Source organism: Caballeronia udeis (assembly GCF_044909315.1).
GTDB lineage: Bacteria > Pseudomonadota > Gammaproteobacteria > Burkholderiales > Burkholderiaceae > Caballeronia > Caballeronia udeis_A.
In genome coordinates this window covers 73,448-97,610 of record NZ_JBIYEB010000034.1, presented here as the reverse complement: position 1 = coordinate 97,610, position 24,163 = coordinate 73,448, and the positions used below count along the sequence as shown (strand labels likewise).

Annotated in this window: 20 protein-coding genes and 1 other RNA gene; 11 read left to right on the top strand and 10 right to left on the bottom strand. The window is 59.2% G+C overall.

Going from position 1 to position 24,163, the window contains the following annotated elements; translation table 11 throughout:
- The 9 genes from rpsA to gyrA form a co-directional block, all read right to left on the bottom strand.
- A complete protein-coding gene (gene rpsA / locus ABH944_RS37295; protein ID WP_062091223.1) occupies nucleotides 1-1,716 on the bottom strand; it encodes a 30S ribosomal protein S1 in 1,716 nt (571 codons plus the stop codon).
- Between the two features lie 183 nt (nucleotides 1,717-1,899).
- Entirely contained in the window at nucleotides 1,900-2,580 is a 681-nt protein-coding gene (gene cmk / locus ABH944_RS37290; protein ID WP_404614013.1) for a (d)CMP kinase, read from the bottom strand.
- Nucleotides 2,581-2,656: 76 nt separating this feature from the next.
- Nucleotides 2,657-3,961 carry a 3-phosphoshikimate 1-carboxyvinyltransferase gene (gene aroA / locus ABH944_RS37285; protein ID WP_404614015.1) on the bottom strand — a complete coding sequence of 435 codons (1,305 nt, stop codon included), beginning with the start codon at nucleotides 3,959-3,961 and terminating at the stop codon, nucleotides 2,657-2,659.
- 42 nt (nucleotides 3,962-4,003) lie between these two features.
- Complete coding sequence (locus tag ABH944_RS37280) at nucleotides 4,004-4,927, bottom strand: prephenate dehydrogenase (protein WP_404614017.1); 924 nt, start codon at nucleotides 4,925-4,927, stop codon at nucleotides 4,004-4,006.
- 87 nt (nucleotides 4,928-5,014) lie between these two features.
- Entirely contained in the window at nucleotides 5,015-6,130 is a 1,116-nt protein-coding gene (hisC, locus tag ABH944_RS37275; protein WP_404614019.1) for a histidinol-phosphate transaminase, read from the bottom strand.
- 26 nt (nucleotides 6,131-6,156) lie between these two features.
- Nucleotides 6,157-7,239 carry a prephenate dehydratase gene (pheA, locus tag ABH944_RS37270; protein WP_404614021.1) on the bottom strand — a complete coding sequence of 361 codons (1,083 nt, stop codon included), beginning with the start codon at nucleotides 7,237-7,239 and terminating at the stop codon, nucleotides 6,157-6,159.
- A 65-nt stretch (nucleotides 7,240-7,304) separates the two neighbouring features.
- Entirely contained in the window at nucleotides 7,305-8,387 is a 1,083-nt protein-coding gene (serC, locus tag ABH944_RS37265) for a 3-phosphoserine/phosphohydroxythreonine transaminase (RefSeq protein ID WP_404614023.1), read from the bottom strand.
- Nucleotides 8,388-8,591: 204 nt separating this feature from the next.
- Complete coding sequence (locus ABH944_RS37260) at nucleotides 8,592-9,197, bottom strand: DUF2059 domain-containing protein (RefSeq protein ID WP_404614025.1); 606 nt, start codon at nucleotides 9,195-9,197, stop codon at nucleotides 8,592-8,594.
- A 118-nt stretch (nucleotides 9,198-9,315) separates the two neighbouring features.
- Nucleotides 9,316-12,012 carry a DNA gyrase subunit A gene (gyrA, locus tag ABH944_RS37255; protein WP_404614027.1) on the bottom strand — a complete coding sequence of 899 codons (2,697 nt, stop codon included), beginning with the start codon at nucleotides 12,010-12,012 and terminating at the stop codon, nucleotides 9,316-9,318.
- Nucleotides 12,013-12,723: 711 nt separating this feature from the next.
- On the opposite strand from gyrA, the gene ompA reads away from it, so the two are divergent.
- The 5 genes from ompA (at nucleotide 12,724) to ABH944_RS37230 (ending at nucleotide 16,934) form a co-directional block, all read left to right on the top strand.
- On the top strand, nucleotides 12,724-13,377 hold the full coding sequence (gene ompA, locus ABH944_RS37250; RefSeq protein WP_062091216.1) for an outer membrane protein OmpA: 654 nt from the start codon (nucleotides 12,724-12,726) through the stop codon (nucleotides 13,375-13,377).
- Nucleotides 13,378-13,572: 195 nt separating this feature from the next.
- Nucleotides 13,573-14,271 carry a bifunctional 2-polyprenyl-6-hydroxyphenol methylase/3-demethylubiquinol 3-O-methyltransferase UbiG gene (ubiG, locus tag ABH944_RS37245; RefSeq protein WP_404614029.1) on the top strand — a complete coding sequence of 233 codons (699 nt, stop codon included), beginning with the start codon at nucleotides 13,573-13,575 and terminating at the stop codon, nucleotides 14,269-14,271.
- A gap of 77 nt (nucleotides 14,272-14,348) precedes the next feature.
- Complete coding sequence (gene gph, locus ABH944_RS37240) at nucleotides 14,349-15,065, top strand: phosphoglycolate phosphatase (RefSeq protein WP_404614083.1); 717 nt, start codon at nucleotides 14,349-14,351, stop codon at nucleotides 15,063-15,065.
- Between the two features lie 92 nt (nucleotides 15,066-15,157).
- Nucleotides 15,158-15,526: a transfer-messenger RNA gene (gene ssrA / locus ABH944_RS37235) on the top strand.
- A gap of 196 nt (nucleotides 15,527-15,722) precedes the next feature.
- Nucleotides 15,723-16,934 carry a tyrosine-type recombinase/integrase gene (locus ABH944_RS37230; protein ID WP_404614031.1) on the top strand — a complete coding sequence of 404 codons (1,212 nt, stop codon included), beginning with the start codon at nucleotides 15,723-15,725 and terminating at the stop codon, nucleotides 16,932-16,934.
- Nucleotides 16,935-17,200: 266 nt separating this feature from the next.
- On the opposite strand, the gene ABH944_RS37225 is transcribed toward ABH944_RS37230, so the two are convergent.
- Nucleotides 17,201-18,148: a GlxA family transcriptional regulator gene (locus tag ABH944_RS37225; RefSeq protein WP_404614033.1), complete on the bottom strand. Its 948-nt coding sequence runs from the start codon at nucleotides 18,146-18,148 to the stop codon at nucleotides 17,201-17,203.
- A 228-nt stretch (nucleotides 18,149-18,376) separates the two neighbouring features.
- Between ABH944_RS37225 and ABH944_RS37220 the strand changes: the two genes are divergently transcribed.
- From ABH944_RS37220 to ABH944_RS37195, 6 genes are all read left to right on the top strand, one after another.
- Nucleotides 18,377-19,471: an alpha/beta fold hydrolase gene (locus ABH944_RS37220; RefSeq protein ID WP_404614034.1), complete on the top strand. Its 1,095-nt coding sequence runs from the start codon at nucleotides 18,377-18,379 to the stop codon at nucleotides 19,469-19,471.
- A gap of 186 nt (nucleotides 19,472-19,657) precedes the next feature.
- Nucleotides 19,658-20,494 (top strand): aldo/keto reductase, encoded by an 837-nt coding sequence (locus ABH944_RS37215; protein ID WP_472975145.1) that lies wholly within the window; start codon nucleotides 19,658-19,660, stop codon nucleotides 20,492-20,494.
- Entirely contained in the window at nucleotides 20,487-21,656 is a 1,170-nt protein-coding gene (locus tag ABH944_RS37210; RefSeq protein ID WP_404659656.1) for an alpha/beta fold hydrolase, read from the top strand. The genes ABH944_RS37215 and ABH944_RS37210 overlap by 8 nt, the downstream gene beginning before the upstream one ends.
- 148 nt (nucleotides 21,657-21,804) lie before the next feature.
- A complete protein-coding gene (locus ABH944_RS37205; RefSeq protein WP_404614040.1) occupies nucleotides 21,805-22,689 on the top strand; it encodes an NmrA family NAD(P)-binding protein in 885 nt (294 codons plus the stop codon).
- Nucleotides 22,690-23,504: 815 nt separating this feature from the next.
- Nucleotides 23,505-23,768: a flagellar transcriptional regulator FlhD gene (gene flhD / locus ABH944_RS37200; protein WP_404614085.1), complete on the top strand. Its 264-nt coding sequence runs from the start codon at nucleotides 23,505-23,507 to the stop codon at nucleotides 23,766-23,768.
- Between the two features lie 51 nt (nucleotides 23,769-23,819).
- Nucleotides 23,820-24,014, top strand: a complete 195-nt coding sequence (locus ABH944_RS37195) for a hypothetical protein (RefSeq protein WP_031361403.1) — start codon at nucleotides 23,820-23,822, stop codon at nucleotides 24,012-24,014.
- The last annotated feature ends 149 nt before the right edge of the window (nucleotides 24,015-24,163 follow it).

Here is a 24,163-nt window from a genome sequence, read left to right as displayed (position 1 = left end):
TTAGCCGTTCTGGCCGTCGAGCTTGGCTTTCAACAGCGCGCCAAGGTTCGTCGTGCCGGTAGCAGCCGTGCTCGATTCAGCCGAAGCCAGACCACGGATTGCTTCCTGTTGCTCAGCCGAATCCTTGGCCTTGATCGACAGGTTGATGCCACGCGACTTGCGATCGATGTTGATGATCATCGCGTTGACCTTGTCGCCTTCCTTCAGCACGTTGCGAGCATCTTCCACGCGGTCCTGAGCGATTTCCGACGCGCGGAGATAACCTTCCACGTCTGCCGTCAACGTCACGACTGCGCCCTTCGCGTCAACCGACTTGACCACGCCGTCAACCGTTGCGCCCTTGTCGTTCATTGCCACGAAGTTGCTGAACGGATCGCCTTCGAGTTGCTTGATACCCAGCGAGATGCGTTCCTTCTCGACATCGATGCCCAGAACGATAGCCTGGACTTCGTCGCCCTTCTTGTACTTGCGAACAGCTTCCTCGCCCGTTTCGCTCCACGACAGGTCCGAGAGGTGAACCAGACCGTCGATGCCGCCCGGCAAACCGATGAACACGCCGAAGTCGGTGATCGACTTGATCGCGCCTTCCAGCTTGTCGCCCTTCTTGAAATTGCGGCTGAAGTCGTCCCACGGGTTCGGCTTGCACTGCTTCATGCCGAGGCTGATACGGCGGCGGTCTTCGTCGATCTCGAGAACCATGACTTCGACTTCGTCGCCCAGTTGCACAACCTTCGACGGTGCAACGTTCTTGTTCGTCCAGTCCATTTCCGACACGTGAACCAGGCCTTCGATGCCCGATTCCACTTCGACGAATGCGCCGTAGTCGGTGATGTTCGTCACCTTACCGAACAGGCGCGTGCCCGACGGGTAACGGCGGGAAATGCCTTCCCACGGATCGTCGCCGAGTTGCTTGATACCCAGCGAAACGCGGTTCTTCTCTTGGTCGAACTTGAGGATCTTCGCGGTGACTTCCTGGCCAACCGACAGAACTTCGCTCGGGTGACGCACGCGGCGCCATGCGATGTCCGTGATGTGCAGCAGGCCGTCGATACCGCCGAGGTCCACGAATGCGCCGTAGTCCGTGATGTTCTTGACCACGCCTTCCACGATCGCGCCTTCCTTCAGCGTTTCGAGCAGCTTTGCGCGCTCTTCGCCTTGGGTCGCTTCGATCACGGCGCGGCGCGACAACACGACGTTGTTACGCTTGCGGTCGAGCTTGATCACGCGGAATTCGAGGGTCTTGCCCTCGTACGGGGTCGTGTCCTTGACCGGACGCGTGTCAACCAGCGAACCCGGCAGGAACGCGCGGATGCCGTTGACCATGACGGTCATGCCGCCCTTGACCTTGCCCGTGATCGTGCCGGTCACGAGTTCGTTGTTGTCCAGCGCCTTTTCCAGCGACAGCCACGAAGCCAGACGCTTCGCCTTGTCGCGCGACAGGATCGTGTCGCCATAACCATTTTCCAGGGCGTCGATAGCCACGGAAACAAAGTCGCCCGCCTGCACTTCTACCTCGCCCGCGTCGTTCAGGAATTCTTCGAGCGGAATGTAGGCTTCGGACTTGAGACCAGCGTTGACGACCACGAAATTGTGGTCGACGCGCACGACTTCGGCGGAAATGACTTCACCCGCACGCATGTCCTGCTTGGTCAGCGACTCTTCGAACAGAGCCGCAAAAGATTCGGTATTCGGGGTAGATGTTTGCAGGTCGGACATAAAAATCTATAGTTGCGCAGCTGCTTCGCAATGCCTGCCCGAACTGTTCGGGCCGATGACAAAAAAGACGAGCGCCACACGGGGTTGAGGGGTTAAAACACGCTCCATGTTTCTCATGGAACTCCAAAGCAAAGCCTTCGAAATGTCGGCTTTTTCCAACAATTTTCTGCCTTTTACCGCTAACTACACGTGAATTGCATTAAACCAACCGATGATCTGATCGACCGCCTGGTCGACGGATAACCCGGAGGTGTCCAGCGTCTTCGCGTCCACTGCGGGCTTGAGCGGTGCGGCTACACGGTTACTGTCCCGTGCGTCCCGCTCGCGCAAATCTCGTAGCAAGTCTTCCATATTAGCAGAAAAGCCTTTTTGTATCAATTGCTTATGCCGCCGCGCGGCCCGCGCTTCGACGCTGGCAGTGAGAAACACCTTGAGCGTTGCATCGGGGAAAATAACGGTGCCCATGTCGCGGCCGTCGGCAACCAGCCCCGGAGGCTTGCGAAACGCCCGCTGGCGCGCAATCAGCGCCGTCCTGACCTGGCCGTGAACGGCGATCGCCGAGGCGCGGTTGCCGATTTCCTCGGCACGAATTTCCGTCGACACATCCACTCCGTCGAGCTGCGCACAGCCTTCGCGGAACGTGATGTGGAGGTCTGCGACGAGTTCAGCGAGCGCGTCGCCGTTCTCGGGCTCTATGTTGTAGCGGGCGCTCGCGAGCGCGGTGAGCCGGTATAACGCGCCGCTGTCGAGTAAATGGAAGCCGAGGGTGGCGGCGACCAGCGCGGCGACCGTGCCTTTGCCCGAAGCCGTCGGGCCGTCGATCGTGATGACCGGAGTCTGGTGAAACGGACGAGTGGGTTTCATCGCAGACGTCCGGATCGGCGAGCGGTTGCGCGCGAGGTCGCGGCTGTCATTGCTGTATTCATATTAGTCATGGTCATCAGGCCTTCGCGAGCTTGGCGAATTGATCGAAGTAATCCGGGAAGGTCTTGCCGACGCATTTCGGGTCGTTAATGCGCACCGGAACGCCACCCAGGCTTACGAGCGAAAAACACATTGCCATGCGGTGGTCGTCGTAGGTGTCAATAGCCGCATTCGGCGTCAATGCAGCCGGCGGCGTCACCACGAGGTAATCCGCGCCTTCCTCGACCGTCGCGCCGACCTTGCGAAGCTCGGTGGCCATGGCGGCAATCCGGTCTGTCTCCTTCACGCGCCAGCTCGCGATATTGCGCAGAGTGGTCGTGCCGGTGGCGAACAGCGCGGCCACGGCAATGGTCATGGCGGCGTCGGGGATCAGGTTGAAATCCATGTCGATCGCCATCAGCTTGCCATCGTCCGATTCCACGCCGCGCACTTCGATCCAGTCGTCGCCCAGCATGACGTTCGCGCCCATGCGGATCAGCGCATCGGCGAAATTCACGTCACCCTGGATGCTCGCGCGGCCTACGCCTTCCACACGCAGCGGACCGCCGCCCAGCGCACCGGCCGCGAGGAAATATGACGCCGACGACGCATCGCCTTCCACCGCGACCGTGCCCGGCGATGCGTAGCGCGCGCCGGGCGGCAAGGTAAAACTCTTCCAGCCATTGCGTTCGACACTCATGCCGAAACGCTCCATCAGCTTGATCGTGATGTCGATATACGGCTTCGAAATCAGCTCGCCATCCACTTCCACGACAATCGGCCCGCGCGTGTTCTGCGCGAGCGGCAAGCTCATCAGCAACGCAGTCAGGAACTGGCTGGAAACGTCGCCACGCACGCGAATCGGCTGGTCGACGGCAATGTCGGCCGGATGAATCCGCAGCGGCGGGAAACCGTCGTTCGCTTCGTAATCGATCTTCGCGCCAATCTGCCGCAAGCCGTCGACGAGATCGCCGATCGGCCGTTCGTGCATGCGCGGCACGCCATGCACGCGATATTCACCGCCGTTCAGCGCCAGCGCGGCCGTGAGCGGACGCACCGCGGTGCCCGCATTGCCGAGAAAAAGCTCAGCCGATTTCACCGGAAAACCCCCGCCGGTGCCTTTCACGATGCAGCGCTCGCCATCGTTTGTCACCTCGACGCCCAACGTATTGAGCGCGGCGAGCATCACGCGGGTGTCGTCGGAATCGAGCAGATTGGTAATCACCGTTTCGCCCTCAGCCAGCGCGGCGAGCAGCAGGACACGGTTAGAAATGCTCTTCGATCCGGGCAGCCGGACCGTGCCGGACGCACGCGAAAAAGGTCCGAGATCGAGGTGTTCCATGATTAAGTCCAGTTAGTCAGGTCCAGCTAGCTATTGTGCGGATTATTGTGCGGATTCGTCGGCGGCTTTGATCGCGCCGCCTTGTTGCCATTCGGTTCGCGCCGTGCGCGAGCGCTCGAACGCCGCTTCGAGCGCGGCGCCGTCGGAAGTCTCGATGGCCTGGCGAAAACGCGCCAGCACGTTGGTATAGGCATCGATTTCGGTCAGCAGCGCCGCCCGGTTCGCGATGCACACGTCGCGCCACATTTCCGGACTTGACGCCGCGATTCGCGTGAAATCGCGGAACCCGCCGGCGGCGAACGAAAACTTCAGCGCGGCATCGGGCGCCTGCAGAATCATCTCGACCAGCGCGAACGACAACACGTGAGGCAAATGGCTCACCGACGCGAGCACGCTGTCGTGCTGTTCGGCAGTCATTCGATGCACGCTCGCGCCGGTCGCGAGCCACATATCGGCGACACGCTCCACGACCTCCGGCGAATTCTCCGGCAACGGGCACAGCACGACATTGCGATCGACATAGAGATCGGGAATGGCGGCATCGGGACCACTTGATTCCCGGCCGGCGATCGGATGGCCCGGCACGAATTGCCCAACGCGGTCGCCCAGGGCAGCACGTGCCGCGGCAACCACGTCATTTTTTGTGCTGCCGACATCGGTCAGGATGGTGCGCGCGTCCAGGAACGGCGCAATCCGCCGCAGCAGCGGCTCGGTTTGCGCAACCGGCGCGGCAACCAGCACGAAGTCGGCGTCACGCAGCGCGAGTTCGAACGCACGGTCGTCCTCGAGAGACACAGCCGAATCGATCAGGCCGAGTTCCAGCGCACGCTCGACGGACTTGATCGAGCGCCCTACGCCTACGACTTCGCCCGTCGCGCCGGCGCGTTCGCGCAAAGCGCGCGCGAGCGATCCGCCGATCAGACCGACACCAAAAATGACGATTTTATTGAAGGAGAACGCGGCCACGAGACATCGATAAAAACGCGCCTTTCGGCGCGAGGGGTGAGCAATCAGACAAGCCCGTGCTTCGTTAAAAGTCACGGACCGAAACCATCAGGCAGCGGCCGCCAACGACTTTTCAAGCGCCGCGATAAACGCTTCGTTCTCTTCCGGCAAGCCGATCGTGACACGCAGCCACGGCAACAAACCGTAGTTGGCGACCGGCCGCACGATTACGCCCTGCTTGAGCAAGGCGAGATTCACACGCTGTCCGGCGGCGTCGTCATTACCCACGCGCACCATCACGAAGTTGCCGTCGGACGGGACGTATTCCAGGCCGAGTTTGTCGAAGGCTTCCGTCAGCCGGCGATAACCCGCCGCGTTGATCTCGGCGCTCTTCGCCAGGAACGCGGTGTCCTTCAAAGCGGCGATCGCGGCGGCTTGCGCCATCGAATTCACGTTGAACGGCTGGCGCAGACGATTCAGCAAATCGGTCTGCTCCGGTTGCGCGATGGCGAAACCTACGCGTAATCCGGCCAGTCCGAACGCCTTTGAAAACGTCCGCGACACGAGCAGGTTCGGATAACGACGCACCCATTCGATGGAATCGTAGCGCTTGTCCTTCGCGAGGTATTCCGTGTACGCCTCGTCCAGCACGATTGCCACGTGACGCGGCACGCGTGCAATGAACGCTTCGAGCGTCCGGCCATCGATAAACGTACCGGTCGGATTGTTCGGATTCGCGACGAACACGAGACGCGTGTCGTCGGCAATAGCGGCGAGCATTGCCTCGAGATCATGACCGTACTTCACGGCCGGCACGACGATCGCACGCGCGCCCAGACCTTGCGTGGCAAGCGCATACACCGCGAACGAGTACTGCGCATAGACAATCGACTGACCCTTCTCGACAAACGCATGCGCTGCGATTTCAAGGATGTCGTTGCTGCCGTTGCCGAGCGTGATCCATTCCGGCGGTACGCCGTAACGTTCGCTCAACGCGGCCTTCAGGTCGAAACCGTTCGAGTCCGGATAACGGCCGAGCTCCTCGATCGCTTGCGCCATGGCGAGCTTCGCCGACTCGGGCATGCCGAGCGGGTTTTCGTTCGACGCGAGCTTCACGATATCCGCTTCGTTCAGTCCGAATTCACGCGCCACTTCCGAGATCGGTTTGCCGGCAATATAAGGCGCGATCGCGCGCACGTAGGAAGGGCCGAATTGCGATGTCATAGTGTCTCCAACGGTTTTTAAAGGGCTCAACGAGCGCGCGGGTACGACCCGAGGATCTTCAGGAACTCGGCCTTTTCGCCCAGTTCGTGGAGCGCGGCGGCAACCGGCGCGTCGTCGCGATGTCCTTCCACGTCGATATAAAAGTAGTACTCCCACGTGCCTACACGCGCAGGGCGTGACTCGAAACGCGTCATGGATACGCCATGACGCGCCAGCGGTTCCAGTAATTTCAGCAACGCGCCGGGCTCGTTCGCCACCGACACGATCAGCGACGTCTGGTCGTACCCGCTCACGCCCGTGCGTTCCTTGCCGATCATCACGAAGCGCGTGCGGTTGTGCGGATCGTCCTGGATCATCGCGCTGACCACGCCGAGTCCGTAATGCGTGGCCGCCCGATCGCCCGCAATGGCCGCAATGGTCGGATCGCCCACTGCCAGCCGGGCCGCTTCCGCATTGCTCGATACCGCCTGACGCGCGAGCGTGGGTGCGTTCGCCGTGAGCCAGTGCTGGCATTGCGCGAGCGCTTGCGGATGCGCGAACACGCGCGTGACGCCATTCAGCGTGCCGGACACCGTCAACAGGTTGTGGTGAATCGGCAAAGCCAGTTCGCCGCTGATCACGAGCGAAGTTTGCAGCAACAGATCGAGCGTGCGCGAGACCGCACCTTCCGCGGAGTTCTCAACCGGCACCACGCCGAATTCGGCCGCGCCGGCTTCAACCGAGCGAAACACCTCGTCGATGGAAGGACACGGCACACCTTCAATGGAATGTCCGAAATACTCGAACATTGCCTGCTCGCTGTAGGTCCCGACCGGACCGAGATAAGCCGTGCGCAGCGTCTTTTCGAGCGCACGGCTCGCGGCCATGATCTCGCGCCAGATCGAGCTGATGTGATCTCGGCCAAGCGGCCCTTCGCTCATTTCCTGGAGCCGCGCGATCACCTGCATCTCGCGCTCGGGGCGAAACACCGGTGCGTTGAAATGCTTCTTCACCTCGCCCACTTCAAGCGCCACGGCGGCGCGCTGGTTCAGCAGCGCGATGAGCTGCGCGTCGAGCGCGTCGATGCGTTCGCGCAGCGGTATGAGTCGTGAATTAAGGTCGTCGTCCATGCGTTGTTGAGATGAGTCGATCCGGCTTGGCGCGCCAAGTATCGGATGGGAGGCCGGTCCTTGTTTCAGGCGCCGGCCTGCTCGAATTCCTTCATATACTCGACGAGCGTTTTCACCGCTTCGAGCGGCACCGCGTTATAGATGGACGCGCGCATGCCGCCGACCGACTTGTGGCCTTTCAGCTGCAGCAGGCCGCGCGCTTTTGCGCCGGCCAGGAATGCTTCGTTACGGGATTCGTCGGCGAGAAAGAACGGTACGTTCATCCTCGAGCGCGACTGACGCTCGACTTTGTTCAGATAGAAACTGCTGGCGTCGATAGTGTTGTACAGCAGCGTCGACTTTTCGATACTGCGGGCTTCCATGGCTTCCAGGCCACCCTGCTTTTTCAGCCACTGGAACACCAGGCCGGCAATGTAAATGGCGTAGGTGGGCGGCGTGTTGTACATGGAATTGTTCGCGGCGACGGTCTTCCATTCGAACGCCGACGGGCAAATAGCCAACGCGCGATCGAGCAGGTCCTCGCGCACGATCACGACCGTCACGCCCGCCATGCCAATGTTCTTCTGCGCGCCGCCAAACAGCACACCGTATTTCGCGATGTCCATTGGGCGGGAAAGAATGTGCGACGACGCGTCCGCGACCAGCGGGACCGAACCGAGATCGGGAATCTCGAAGGTCTCGACACCGTCGATAGTTTCGTTCGTGCAGATATGGACATAAGCCGGGTCGTCGGAAAGATGCCATTCGGCGATCTTCGGCACGTGCGTGAAACCTTGCTCCGTCTTGCCGTTTGCAGCAATGTGCGGCGTGCCGTACTTCTGCGCTTCCTTGAACGATTTCTGTGACCACGAGCCGGTCACGACAAAGTCCGCGGTTTTACGCGCTCCGAGCATGTTCAGCGGGACGATCGCGTTCTCACCTATGCCGCCGCCCTGCAGGAACAGGATCCTGTGCGACGCGGGCACTTTGAGCAGATCGCGGAGATCGGTGAGCGCGGCCTCATGAATCGACATGAACTCAGCGCCGCGATGACTCATTTCCATCACGCTCATGCCGCTACCGTGCCAATCGAGCATTTCGTCGGCGGCTTGACGGAGTACTTCCTCGGGCATTGCTGCAGGACCAGCGGAGAAATTGAAGACGCGCATCTGATAAATACCCCGAAAAACCGGACGCAATAAAGAGAACGCCAGCGAGGCAAACGCCAGCGACAAACCGCTGAATAACGTCTGAACCGCGCCACGAAAAAGAAATGGCTGTTTGCGTCTGAACGCAAACAGCCATTATCGCACCGTCCCGAAAACCCGCCAAACTACAGCCGCGTGGGCGGCGGCGGGTTTCGGCAGCCTGTCTTACTTGATCGGCTTGACGGCAGCCACTTCCTTGTCCGCTTGCGCGCGGGTGGCCTTGATCGATTGCGGCATGTACTTCTGCATCAGACCGTTCACCACGTCACGACCGACCTGGTCCTGAACCTGGATGAACTTGCGACCCGTCGGGCTCTTGTAGAACGTCGTCAGGTCCTTGATTTCGGCCGTCGTGTAGTACTTCGCATACGCGTCGTACTGAGCCTGCATGGCGTCCTGACGGAACGAGTCGGTCGCGAAGACCTGACCTGCCGAATCAACCAGCTTCGGTACCGTGTCCTTCTGGAGCTGAGGAACGGCAGCTTGCTTCTGCTTGTCGTTCATCGTCTTGTTTTCGCTCAAAGCGTCGGACAGGATGGCCGGAACCAGTTGCTTCGACTGCATTTGCGCGCTGTTACCAATGGCGCCGACGAGCTTTTGCGCGTCGATTGCGTCCAGCAGGTCCTTGATCGCAGCTTGCTTCGCCGGATCCGGTGCCGCTGTAGCTGCGTCTGCAGCCGGCGTCGTCGCTTGGCTCTGGAGCGATTGAGCCGATGCGAAAGCCGGTACCAAAGCAGCCAGCAACATCCATTGTTTAAACTGTTTTTGCATCATTACTCCCTTAAAAAATTTTTGTTTCCGTCGCAGCGCGACTCGGCATGTGCTCAAGTCGCGCAGCTTATCCATTCAAGCTTTCAGAAACAGAACAGGCACGGTCGCGAACATTGGGTCAGGACGTGCTGTCCTCATCACCTTCCGACGAGTCGCCCGGTGTGTCACCTGCGTCAGCGTCACCTGTGTCAGCGTCACCTGCGGCGCTGGCCGATGGTTCGCCTGCGTCACCTTCCAGATCGGCGTCGAGTTCGACTGCCACTTCCGCCTCGGCGATATGCTGCAAGCCGGACAGCTTGGTGCCGTCGTCAAGACTGATGAGTGTAACACCTTGGGTCGCACGGCCCATTTCACGGATCTCCGACACCCGAGTGCGGATCAGCACGCCGGTATTGGTGATCAGCATGATCTCGCTTTCCGGTTCGACGAGCGTCGCGGCGACCACCTTGCCGTTACGTTCTGACGTCTGGATAGCGATCATTCCCTTGGTCCCACGGCCGTGACGGGTGTATTCCTCGATCGGTGTGCGCTTGCCAAAGCCGTTTTCGGTCGCCGTCAGCACTGACTGGTTCTCGCCGCCTGCGACGAGCAACGCAATGACCTGCTGCCCTTCTTCTAGTTGCATGCCGCGCACGCCACGGGCTTCGCGGCCCATTGCCCGCACGTCGTTCTCGTCGAAACGCACCGCCTTGCCGGAATCCGAGAACAGCATCACGTCATGCTCGCCGTCGGTAATCGCCGCGCCGATCAGGAAATCACCGTCGTCCAGGCCGACGGCAATGATGCCCTTGCGCAGCGGCCGGCTAAAGGCTTCCAGCGGCGTCTTCTTGACCGTACCCAGCGAGGTCGCCATGAAGACATATTTGTCAGCGGAGAATTCCTTGATCGGCAACACGACGTTGATCTTCTCGCCGTCCTGCAGCGGGAACATGTTCACGATCGGCCGGCCGCGCGAATTCCGCGAGCCCTGCGGTACTTCGTAGACCTTGATCCAGTAAACACGGCCACGGTTCGAGAAACACAGCATGTGGTCGTGCGTATTCGCGATGAAGAGCGTGTCGATCCAGTCGTCTTCCTTCATCTGCGTGGCCTGCTTGCCGCGGCCGCCACGCTTTTGCGCACGGTACTCGGACAGCGGCTGCGACTTCACATAGCCGGTGTGCGACATGGTCACGACCATTTCCTGCGGCGTGATCAGATCTTCGGTGTTCAGTTCGGTCGCATTCAGTTCGATACGCGAACGGCGGTCGTCGCCGAATTCAGCACGAATGGACGCCAGTTCTTCGACGATGATCGCGCGAATCCGCGCCGGCTTTGCGAGGATGTCGAGCAAGTCGGCGATTTGCGCCATCACTTCCTTGTACTCGCCGACGATCTTGTCCTGCTCGAGCCCGGTCAGGCGTTGCAGGCGCATTTGCAGAATTTCCTGCGCCTGGACGTCGGACAGCCTGTACAAACCGTCGGCCTGCATGCCGTACGCCGGATTCAGCCCTTCCGGCCGGTATGCCTGACGGCCGCCCGATTCCTCGGTTTCGGCGCGCGACAGCATTTCGCGCACGATTTCCGAGTCCCAGGCGTTATTCATCAAGTCCTGTTTCGCGATCGGCGGAGTCGGCGCGGCCTTGATGATGCGGATGAATTCGTCGATATTCGCCAGCGCCACCGCCAGGCCTTCCAGCACGTGGCCACGGTCCCGCGCCTTGCGCAGTTCGTATACAGTGCGCCGCGTCAGCACTTCCCGCCGATGCGACAGGAAACACTCCAGCATCTGCTTCAGATTCAGGAGGCGCGGCTGACCGTCGACCAGCGCAACCATGTTGATGCCGAACGTGTCCTGAAGCTGCGTCAGCTTGTACAGATTGTTCAGCACCACTTCCGGGACTTCGCCGCGCTTCAGCTCGATCACCACGCGCATGCCGCTCTTGTCCGATTCGTCGCGGATGTCCGAGATGCCTTCGATCTTCTTCTCGTTCACCAGCTCGGCAATGCGCTCGAGCAACGTGCGCTTGTTCACCTGATACGGAATTTCGTCGACGATGATCGCCATCCGCTGACCGCGGTCGATCTCCTCGAAGTGCGTGGTCGCGCGCATCACCACGCGTCCGCGACCCGTTCGATAGCCGTCCCTTACGCCCGAGACGCCGTAAATCACGCCGTACGTCGGAAAATCCGGTCCCGGAACGATTTCCATCAGTTCGTCGATGGTCGTTTCGGGGTTGTTCAGCAGGTGCATGCAGGCGTCGACGATTTCGCGCAGGTTGTGCGGCGGAATGTTCGTCGCCATGCCCACGGCGATGCCGGCCGAGCCATTGATCAGAAGATTAGGGATGCGCGCCGGCAGAACCAGCGGCTCGCTTTCGCTGCCGTCGTAGTTCGGGCCGAAGTCGACCGTTTCCTTGTCGATGTCCGCCAGCAGTTCATGACCGATCTTCGCCATGCGGATTTCGGTGTAGCGCATGGCGGCGGCGTTGTCGCCGTCGACCGAACCGAAATTCCCCTGGCCGTCGACCAGCATGTAGCGCAACGAAAAATGCTGCGCCATCCGCACGATGGTGTCGTAGACGGACTGGTCTCCGTGCGGGTGATATTTACCGATGACGTCGCCCACAATACGCGCCGACTTCTTGTAGGCCCGATTCCAGTCGTTGTTCAGTTCGTGCATGGAATACAGCGCGCGACGGTGGACTGGCTTGAGGCCGTCGCGGACATCCGGGAGCGCCCGACCCACGATCACGCTCATCGCGTAACTGAGATATGAGCGGCGCATTTCCTCCTCAAGGGAGATTGGCAGGGTCTCTTTAGCGAATTGATCCATTTATCCGTGTCTTGAACTGTGCGGCGCCGGCGCGGAATAAAAGCCTCTTTTGCGGCGTTTTACCCGGATTCACCGTCGTTTAGCATCGGCATTGCGAACGCAACGCATCACGCGATTCTAACATGCGCGACATCCGCGCCCGAGGCTGGCGCGTATACATAGAGCAAGCAGGATACGGATCGGGAAATTGGGGGACAAAACAGGGTGGTCAGGGGGACGCCGGACACGAGGCCGGGCGATGACCAGCATGGAGCGGGCCACTGAAGCACCCAGTAGCGAAAGCTTACAAATTCCCACACGGAACAAAGTGAAAACGTCAGACTAACCCGCTATCATTCGCCCTCACGGGTTTTGACGCCGCCAATTAACGCGCGAAAAACCGTGGAAAAAAATGTATTGAGGTTTTTGGAAAAAGTTCCGGGGTGGCACGCATTGTGCGCAGGTTCCGCACGTATCAAACCCTGCGATTCCTATGCCCCGTCTTGTTGCGCATGCACCACATAAGGTTGCGGGAAGTGGAGGCCAGGGATATTTTTTTCGTTGCAAGGGAACGATATGGCAAAATGCGAACGCACAAAGTTAGACACTGCTCGAAGTCTACACACAGCGTTTTGTTCCGCGGTAATGTTATACTTCGAGCAATGTATGACTTGTCTTTGTCAACAAGGCTCGCAGTAAACCTGCGGTAATCTCAATTTCGAGAGGAGAAATATGAATAAACTTTCAAAGCTCGCGTTCATTGCAGCTACCGCAGTTATGGCTGCATCGGCTATGGCGCAATCGGTCCCGGCTTCGCGTCAGGCAGTGAATGACAACTGGGTGAACGGCACGGGCGAATACGTGTGGATGAACGGCACGAACGAGCTTTGCTGGCGTGACGCGTTCTGGACCCCGGCAACGGCCAACGCAAAGTGCGATGGCGCGCTGGTAGCCCAGGCACCGCAACCGCCGGTCGCACCGGCACCGGCTCCGGTTATTCAAAGCCAGAAGGTTACGTACCAAGCCGACGCTCTGTTCGACTTCGACAAGGCTATCCTGAAGCCGGGCGGCAAGGAAAAGCTTGACGACCTCGCATCGAAGATTGGCGACCTGAACCTGGAAGTCGTGGTCGCAACCGGCTACACGGACCGTATCGGTTCGGACAAGTACAACGATCGCCTGTCCCTGCGCCGTGCACAAGCTGTCAAGGCATACTTGGTCAGCAAGGGCATCGAAGCCAACCGTATCTATACGGAAGGCAAGGGCAAGCGCAACCCGGTTACCACGGGTTGCAACCAGAAGAACCGCAAGCAACTTATCGCCTGCCTCGCACCGGATCGTCGCGTGGAAGTCGAAGTTGTTGGAACCTCGCGTCAGCCGCAGTAATACGCGACAGATTGCCGCAGGATCAAAGCCCCGCTTCGGCGGGGCTTTTTTTATGCGCCGGGCGTCCTCGTTGGACGCCTGGAGCGCACCCTGCCCGGGTGGGCTGCGCCTTTGCCGTGTTTTACCGGCTCTCGCCACCGCCTATATACTTGGTGCTTGACCGTTTCCGACCTTATGTTTCAAGGCTATCCGCACATGATCAATGCCGATCCCCACGAGCTTCAAAAATTCAGCGAGCTGGCTCATCGCTGGTGGGACCCGAATGCGGAATTCAAGCCGCTGCACGAACTCAACCCCGTGCGGCTGGACTGGATCGACGCTCTTGCCCATCTGCCGGGCAAACGCGCACTGGATATTGGTTGCGGCGGCGGCATCCTGTCTGAATCGATGGCGGTGCGCGGCGCGAAGGTGAAAGGCGTGGATCTGTCGTCGAGCGCGCTGGGCGTGGCCGACCTGCATAGCCTGGAGAGCGGCGTTGAGGTCGAATACGAAGAGATTGCGGCCGAAGCTCTGGCGGCGCGGGAACCCGGCAGCTATGACGTGGTGACCTGCATGGAAATGCTTGAGCATGTACCGGATCCGGCGGCGATCGTTCAGGCATGCGCAACGCTCGTCGAACCTGGCGGCTGGGTGTTTTTCTCCACGCTCAACCGCAATGCCAAGGCGTATTTGTTCGCGGTGATCGGCGCGGAATACATTGCCCGGATGCTGCCGCGGGGCACCCACGATTACGCGCGTTTCATCAAGCCGTCGGAACTTGCGCAATACGTGCGTTCTGCGCAACTTGATATCGTCGAGATCAAGGGGATTACGTACCGGCCGCTCAGCAAGCGCTTCGCTCTCTCCGACGACTCCAGCATCAACTATCTGATGGCTTGCCGTCGCGTGGCCTGACGGGAACAGACATGAACGAACACCCAAGTGACGCCGACCCCACGCCTCCGAGCGTCATCGAACCAGTACGGACTTTCATGAGCGACGATCCGACGCCCCTGCCCCAGCGTCAGATCGACAAGAGGCGGCTCAAGCTCTGCCACGCGGTCCTGTTCGACCTCGACGGTACCATCGCCGATACCGCGCCCGACCTGGTCGCCGCGGTCAACAAGATGCGGCATGACCGCGGGCTGGAAATGCGGCCGCTCGAGACCTTGCGGCCGTTGGCGTCCGCGGGTGCGCGCGGTTTGCTCGCAGGCGCATTCGAGATCGGGCCTGAGCATCCCGACTACGCGTCCATGCGCGAGGAGTTTCTCGCCAACTATGAAGCGGATTTGTGCATCGAGACGACGCTGTTTCCGGGTATCGACGAATTGCTCGATCAGCTCGATGCACGCGGCGTGCGCTGGGGCATTGTGACCAACAAGGTGACGCGGCTGGCCGAACCGCTGGTGGCGCTGCTCGGACTGGCTGAGCGTGCGGCCTGTCTCGTTTGCGGCGATACCACGCCGCACTCCAAGCCGCACCCGGCGCCGTTGCTGCATGCCGCAGAACTGATGGAGGAGGCGCCTGAGCGCGTGGTGTATGTGGGTGACGACCTGCGTGACGTCCAGGCGGGTTTCGCGGCAGGCATGGTCACGGTCGCAGCCGCCTACGGGTACTGCGGGACGGATTTGCCGCCCACCCGGTGGCATGCGGATCATGTGGTGGAAACGACAATCGAATTGCAACATCTGCTACGCGACGTGCAGTAGCTTGCATCAGGAGCCTAGTGACGGACGCGACCATCCGGTCGCGCTCTCCGGCGAGAATGCGGACGAAACTGTGAGATAATGGTTGATGCTTCGGGGGCGACCTGGTTTCGACAGGGGTTGCGAAGCGGCTAGGGCATACCGAGGACCCGTCACCTCGTAAATCAATGGGAAAAACGTAACTGCAAACGACGAAACGTTCGCACTGGCAGCCTAAGGGCCGCCTGCCTCTCCCTAGTTTACTGACGGACTAGAGTCGCAAGACCGGTAGCAATACCGCGAGAGGTCATATACGTCAGATAAGCCTTGTCGGCGTCACGACGCCAAGGTCGAAAATTTAGTGAATCGCCGAAGCGAAGCGTGTTCGTCCGCGTCGCCAGGTTAAATCAAATGATAGAACTAAGTATGTAGAACTGGTCGTAGAGCGCTACTGGACGCGGGTTCGATTCCCGCCGCCTCCACCAATAGCCGATCCGGACAAGTGCCGGATCATCCAAAACCCCTCGTGCCATAAGGCTCAGCGGGGTTTTTCATTTCCGAAGTCGTCTATAATTGTCCGGCTGAATCAAGGAGTACTTGGGGGTACTTCCGGGGGTACTCCGTGTGGTGGCTTTGACTTGTACCCCCAGAACAAAAAATCATGGGCGGACAATACACCGTATGGCACTTACAGATACAGAGATTCGCAAAAGCGCCCCACGCGAAACGCTGTACAAGCTGTTCGATGGGGGCGGTATGTTTTTGGAAGTGCGGCCAAATGGTGCGCGCTACTGGCGGTTGAAGTACCGCTATGCCGGCAAGGAGAAATTGCTTGCGCTCGGTGTGTATCCCGGGGTGACGCTCAAAGAAGCGCGCGAGAAGCGAGAGGCGGCGAAGAAAAAACTTGCAGCCGGCGTCGACCCCGGCGAAGCTCGCAAGGCAGAGAAACGAACACAGTTTACTAATGCGGAAAATTCGTTCGAAGCCGTTGCGCGTGAATGGCACGCGAAATTTTCTGGCGACCTTTCCGAATCACACGCGATACGGAATTTGAGGCGCCTCGAATTACACGTGTTCCCGTACATCGGCAAACGTCCGACGATGGAGCTCGACGCTCCTTCGATACTCGATGTGCTGCAGCGAATCGAGCGGAAAGGTACGCTTGAAACCGCGCATCGTGTGCGCTCTCTCATCGGACAGGTCATGCGCTATGCGGTCGTCACCAGCCGCGCCCTTCGCGATCCGTCAGCCGACCTTCGAGGTGCTATCCCGCCGGCACCGACGCGGCACCATGCCGCCATTACCAAACCTGAGCCACTTGCCGACTTCCTGCGCGAGATCTATGGGTACACCGGCACCCCAACTGTCAGTGCCGCCTTAAAGCTCGCGCCACTCGTCTTTCAGCGACCAGGCGAGCTGCGACTTGCCGAATGGACCGAATTCGATTTCGACGATCGGCTTTGGACCGTGCCGGCCAGCCGAATGAAACGGAGGAAAGATGGTAAACAGTTTGGACCGGATCATTTGGTGCCGCTGTCCACCCAGGCAATCTCAATCCTTCGAGACCTCAAGCTTTTGACCGGCCAAGGCCGCTACGTTTTCCCCAGCATGCGAGGAAAAGCCCGTCCCATGAGTGACATGGCAATTGGTGCCGCATTTCGGCGGATGGGAATTGATTCCAGTACTGCTACGCCTCACGGGTGGCGCGCAACGGCTCGCACACTGGCCGTTGAGAAACTTGGAATTCGCGACGAGATCGTGGAAATGCAACTTTCACACGAGGTCCGTGACACGCATGGACGCGCTTACAACCGAACGGAGTGGCTCAACGAGCGCCACGAGCTGATGCAGCGGTGGTCTGACTATCTGGACGGGTTGCGGATCACTCCGTAGTTCAGGGGATGGAATGACAGGCAAGAGCCTTGTCAGAAAAGACCTCTGCTCGCTGCTATAGCAAATCTGTAGCACGCAAAAAATTCCCCCAAAGCATCAGCGAACTATTAGTCCGGCCCGGCGTTGCGCACGCTCATTCGGCGACAATCGGCCACTAAGAGCCAGTCGCGAATGTGCGAGCGACGACCGCAGCTTCGACGTTACCGGTCATTCGATTGATGCGAAATCTGGACCGCGCGCCGTGCCCACGACAGGTAGTTGATGCCTCAATTGTCGGCGTGCTCACGCGCGTTGCGGCGAATAGCCTGAGGTGGTTCACCGAAAGCTCGCAGAAACGCACGGCGCATTCTGTCTGGATCAACAAAACCAGTTTCTCGCGCAATGACGTCAATCGGCAGCCTGCCCTGCTCGACCATGAGACGCGCTGCTTCCAACCGCAAGTTCTCGACAGCTTTCGCAGGTGATTGCCCGGTCTCCTCACGGAACGCCCGGGTGAATTGCCGCACACTCAGATTGGCGGCTTCAGCGAGTCTGTCAACCGTCAGTGGGGTGTGCAAATTGCTTTTCGCGTAGACCAGCGCGGTTTGTATCCGGTCAGTTTTTGCATCGAGGTCCAGCAGTGTGGAGTGCTGTAACTGTCCGCCGGCCCGTCGGTGGAACATGACCATTCGCTTGGCGACAATTCGCGCTACCTTTGCACCAAGATCTCTTTCCACCATCGAAACCGCAAGATCGGTCCCCGCTGTCATGCCCGCGGATGTCCATACCGGACCATCCACGATAAATATCCGATCTTCTTCGACTTTGACTTTCGGATACGTCGTTTGCAATTCGCGCGCGTGTGCCCAGTGAGTCGTGGCGCGTCGATCGTCCAGAACGCCGGCTTGCGCCAAAAAGAACGCGCCCGTGCACATTGAGGCAACGCGCCGGGTGTTTTTCACCGCGCCTCTCAAATATTCAATCAGTGCGGCGCTCGCCAAGTGCGCGCCAGTGATGACGCCGCCGATGATCACCGTATCGAACCCACCTTCAGCGAAACTATCCGTCATGACGGAGTATCCGAGAGAACTTTGAACCGGCCCACCGCTTTCAGATATCAGACGTATCTCGTAGTACGGCTCAGTGGTCAGTCGGTTTGCGAGCTCAAACACGGTTAGTCCGCCGAAAACCATGACCTGGAAGCCTGGAACGACGATATAGCCAATGCGCAGCATGATAGGTCCCGGAAAATAGCAGGACATAACGTTACGTCCTGCACGCTGGCGCCTGGCGCGAGAGCCGTCGCCTGCTGAGCCGTGATTCTAACCAGCGATCCTGATGCCGATAAGAGTGGCCGCGCCAGCATGGCCAGAATTGTCGGAAATACGTCCCTCCCGCCTCGTTGAGGGCTTCTACCATTAGCGGATTCCCGAGTCTCACACCGGGCCAATCGAGAAACCCCTATGGAAAGCAACCTCTCTGTAACAGTGTCTATTCCTGCACCCTCTATATCGCGCCGCGCGTTCCTCGCGAGCGGGACGGCCTTTGGTGCAAGCCTGCTGCTGGATCGCGGGGCGCAGGCGCAAAGCCCTGGAACCGGCGGCGTATCAGGTATCAAGGAGTACGACGTCAATACCAATGGCATCATCCTGCACGTAACCGAACAGGGAGATGGGCCAGCCGTACTCTTCTGCCACGGGTTTCCGGACACTTCCTACACGTGGCGCCAGCAGATGAAAGCCGTGGCGTCTGCCGGTTATCGGGCCATTGCTCCCGATATGCGCGGCTGCGGACGCAGTTCGGCGCCGACAGACCCAACCTTGTACACGCCATTGCAAACGGTCGGCGACCTCGTTGGCCTGCTCGACGCGTTGAAGATTCCAAGCGCTGTCCTCGTGGGTCATGACTGGGGTGCGACGCATGTGTGGCAAGCAGCGTTGATGCGTCCCGATCGATTCAAGGCCGTGTTCTGTCTGAGCGTGCCATTCGTTCCTCGTGGGGATGTCAGCGTCTTCGAGAAGATGCGCAAGTCCGGCCACCAGGATGATTTCTACATGTTCGAACAGATCCGGCCTGACGCCGATCAGATCTGGGCCGACGCCACGGTGACCATTCCAGGAATGCTGTACTGGGCATCGGGCTCCGCTCCCGCAGACAAGCGGTGGAGTCCGATGGATCCGGCACGCAGCCTTCACCGTGCGGCCCCCGGACCGTTACCGTCATGGGTGGACCCTGATTACGTCGCTCATAACGTGGCGGAATTTCAGCGCACCGGCTTTCACGGTGCCCTGAACTACTATCGGGCCGCGGAACCGTACTTCTGCCTGTCCGCTCCTTGGAAGGGCGCCAGGATTACCCAGCCTTCATTTTTCATCTGGGGGAAGGCGGATGGCTTGAAAGAGCTTTATCCGCTGACCGTGGACCAGATGCGCTCCGGCGTTCCCAGTCTCATTGGCGGTCTCGAACTCGACAATGTGGGCCACTGGGTACAACACGAAGCCTCTGATGTGGTCAATGAGCAACTCGTGAAGTTCCTGCAAACCGTAACGCCCACCTGACCCGCTATGGGATTGATACGCGTAAAGGGCACCTATCCGCCGTCACCGCCCCCACACCCACGCACCTTGCAGAAGCCGCGCCGGCAAGAGACATCCAACTGAGAAACGGATTTAACGATGGTGACAGGCAAAAGCCCCGTGTACAGGTTGAACAATGGAATTGAGATGCCCGCATTCGGACTTGGGGTGTTTCGCAGCGAGCCTGAGAAAACCGTAGCTGCGGTCAGATCGGCAGTCGCAAATGGATACCAGCTGATCGACACCGCTGCGGCCTATATGAACGAGCAGCAGGTTGGAGAAGGTATCCGCTCGTCTGGCGTCCCTCGCGAGGACGTCTTCGTGACGACCAAGGTCTGGATCACCGACTACGGCTACGACCAGACCCTTCGTGCTTTCGACCGAAGTCTTCTGAAGCTGGGATTGGATGTCCTGGATCTTTATCTGATTCATTGGCCGGTTCCTTCGGCCTTCGAGGCAACTATCGACGCTTACAGGGCTGCGCTGAAGCTCCTTGAGGAGGGGCGCGTTCGAGCGATCGGCGTGTGCAACTTCAGCTCCAGCCATCTCAACAGGCTGATTGAGAAAACGGGTCACATTCCCGCAGTGAATCAGGTAGAACTGCATCCCTTCTTCATTCAGCGTGAACTTCGCGAAGCTAATGAGAAGCACGGAATCATCACCCAGGCGTGGTCTCCGATTGGCGGTATCAAACGCGACGGAGATAAGGCGAAGGCCTCGCAGGAGGTGCACGACCCTCTCTCGCATCCCGCAGTGGTGCTGCTCGCCAGGAAATATGGAAAGACCTCGGCGCAGATTATCCTGCGCTGGCAGATCCAGTTGGGCACGTCTCCCATCCCGAAGTCCGTGCGCCCGGAACGGATTGCCGAGAACATCGATATCTTCGGCTTCGCACTTACGTCGGAGGAAGTTCAGGCAATCAGCGCGCTCGACACCGGCGAACGTGGCGGACCGGACCCGGAGCAGGTGAGTCCGCAAACCTTTCCTATAATCAATCGTGACTAAACCAGACCTCTTTATGCCAGCCATGTCGCGCCGCACTCTGCTCGCCAATGGAACCGCCTTTGGTGCAAGCCTGTTGATGAGTAAGGCAGCTTTTGGGGCTGGGTCTGGCGCTGCCGGCGGCACGGTAGTCGTCGGTGCCAGTTCAGATAACGTCCCTAACCTGACCGTGCATACCTTCAGCTCGCCGCGTCACACAACGCGCTACCTGGAGGCTGGCCCGGCCGATGGGCCGTTGATGATCTTCCTCCATGGCTGGCCCGAGATCGGCCTGATGTGGCGCGCGCAGATCGAGGCGTTCGCATCCGAAGGCTGGCGCTGCGTTGCACCGGATATGCGTGGCTATGGCGGCTCATCGGCGCCGGCCGCTTCCGAGGCCTATGCCTTGAACGAGATCGTCCACGACATGGTCGAACTGCACGACCATTTGGGGGCACGCCCGGCAATCTGGGTTGGCCACGACTGGGGAAGCCCGGTGGCCGGAGCGCTCGCTGCGCACCACGGGGCGCGCAATCGTGGCGTGGTGCTGATCTCAGTCCCTTACTTTCCGGAGGGCTTCGCGCTGCCCAATCTCGTGCCGCTGATCGACCGTCAGTTGTACCCTGCGGATCAATATCCGGATGGGCAGTGGGATTACTTCCGCTTTTACCTGACGCACTTCAGTCAGACGGTTAGCGATTTCGAGGCGGACACCCCGGCAACGCTCGCGTCGCTCTTTCAGCGCGGCAATCCTGCGTCTGTCGGCCAGGTCTCTCCGTCCGCCTTGATCACAAAAAACGGCGGGCGTTATGGCTCGACGCATCGCGCCCCGGCGACGCCGCCTGATCCAGCGCTCTGGACGCCCACCGACTTTAACGCGCTGGTCGATGCGTTCGATGTCAGTGGTTTCCGTTCAGTCAATGCCTGGTACCTGAACGACACCGCCAACATTGCCTACGCGCACACAGCGCTCGACGGCGGCCAACTACGCCAGCCCGTTTTGTTCGTCAACGGTGATTGGGACGCAATCTGCGACATCAACCGCAGTCGCCTCGGAGAACCCATGCGCAGCGCCTGCGCCGACCTTTCCGTAACGAACCTGCCCGCTGGCCACTGGCTTCCGCTTGAGCGCAAGGCTGAGCTTGTCCAAGCGATTCGTTCGTGGCTTAAGACGAACGGGTTGTAGCGGGTGGACCGGCCGGGTGAACGTTTCCCGGTCGAAGTGAACCAGTGCGTCGATTGGCTGAGGCAAAGCTTCCTCGCATGAGGTTAATCAAGCACCCCGACATGCCACAGATCCAACAGCCCTTTCCCTACAGCGTGGAGTGTTCGAAATGTCTGATCAGAAAATTTTTGTTTCCGGAGCGACAGGCGATACCGGTAGAGCAGCGACCGAAGCACTTCTAGCGGCCGGTGAAAAGGTACGCACACTGGTGCGGAAGGAGGACCAACGTTCGGAACGACTGAAGTCACGTGGAGTCGAAGTTTTGGTCGGTGACCTTTCCAGTCTGGACGACGTGGCACAAGCTCTCGAGGGCATTTTTTCGGCGTACTTTGTCTATCCAATCGAAGCAGGGGGAATACAGGCGAGCGTCTATTTTGCTCAGGCGGCCCGGGAGGCTGGAATCAGCGGGATCGTGAACATGTCGCAAATTTCCGCTCGCAGGAACGCAACGAGTCACGCCGCACGCGACCACTGGATCTCGGAGAGGGTATTTGACTGGTCGGGAATCCCGGTCACCCACATTCGCCCGACGTTCTTCGCACAATGGTTAACTTATCCCGGCCAGGTTGCAAACGTCAAAAAGGACGGAACGTTGAGGTTGCCCTTTGGTAACGGGCGTCATGCACCGATTGCAGCAGAAGACCAGGGGCGCGTCATCGCTGCGATTCTTCGCGATCCAGCTCCGCACGCCGGCAAGGTCTACCCGCTATACGGCCCTATCGAGATGAACCACCATCAGATTGCTGATGAAATGAGCAAGGCTCTGGGCCGGGAAGTGAAGTACCAGCCGATTGACCTCGATATGTTCGAAAAGCGTTTGCATACCGATTCGAAATTTAGCGATGCATTTTCACAGCATCTCCTGTCTGTCGCTGTCGACTATCAAAATGGCGTTTTCGCCGGTACCAATACGCTGGTCGAGGAACTAACGGGTACCCCGCCCATGACCGTCGAGGCGTTCATCCGGAAGCACGTGGCGGTCTTCGCAGACTGACGGTCTAGTCCTGCCCTCGACAGAAGTTGCTCGCGATTGTCTGGACTTGCGTAGGACGCTTCGTGAGCAGGTATCCCGATCACCAGAGAACGCATGAAGTAGTTGGCACTGACCGCAAAGTGCGAACCCTTTCGGCTCCAATACCCGCGATATATGACGTAGTTGATTCGGAATCGGATCTGAAACTTTGACCCGAGAGAACGGGTCTTGCATACGGCCGCTACCGAATGCAAAGGAGTCGTTCCTGTGGCGGCGCCGACTGACGGTAACGGGTCGAACTGAGACGATCAAAGTCACTTTGGCCGGCTGCTCTACGTCGGCGATAGGTCAGGGGATGGAATGACGAGTTCCAGCGCAGCCCAACCTGTCTTCCCCGCCTTGTTATAGGGATTCTGTAGCAAATCCGATTCGACTTATTGCCCAAACGCCCCTACTTGGATCGGCTCGTACTCCATACCGATGCGTGTCAGATCGGGACCAACGTGGGCGAAGCTGACGTTCTGTTCTCAGCGTCCTTCATGCCAACGGTCACCACCGGCAATCCAGTAAAGCGACATGACCGTTAACGGTTAGACAAATACGTAATTTTTGCCGTGATTCTCTAGCAACATTGGGGAAATCACTGAAAAAAACCCTTGCTGAACGTTGATCGTAACCGCAGAATCACTCAAATGTTACATTATGTAACCAAACGTTACGCTTCCTCTCGCAATTTGCCTGGCAGCGTGGCGCGTCTGGATCTGATTGCAGAGGGCGCTGTGATAACTTTCAATGACTCGTCGGAATCGATTCGGGAAATTAACCTCTCGTACATCATGCTTGTACAGCGGCTGCTGCAAAAGGATCGCTCCGCCGGGATGCTGCGCCTTGGGCTCTCCAAGGAAGTCGCGGATATTTTGGCTGCTCTTACCTTGGTTCAGGTGGTGAAATTTGCGGCGTCGAATCATCTGCTTTGTTCGTTTCGCTTCAACGATCACGCGATGCTATCGGCGTTGACAGATTCGACGCATAGAGCCGACATCGCTGAGGAACCCGCCGCAGTATCAATGGTCCGGCAGCAAGCCGTGCAATTTGCATAAGGGTGCAACAAAGGTCCAGATGTTTGTGCAACGCGAGCTCAAGAGAGTTTTATGGACGAAGATGATTGCTCCTCCGACGATAGCATCCCTCCTTTCGAAGAAGCAAAGGCGCTAAGCCAGAGCATCGTTACGATTCGCACGGCGCAAGGCAAGAACGTGCCGAGTGATTTTCCTCACGGTTCCCCAGAGTGGCAAGCAACGGCACTCGAATTTGTTCAGGACATCGACCGCGTGTTAGTGCGATAAATGATGGACGCGTACCCACCCGTTTTGGAGGAAGTTGAAGAACCGGCGTGAATCGAACTGGGACGTCCAAAGTTACTTTTCCCCACCGGCGAAGGCCAATATCGCGATCCATCCGTGACAGCCTTCCTGTACTCACCAAAACGGCTTTG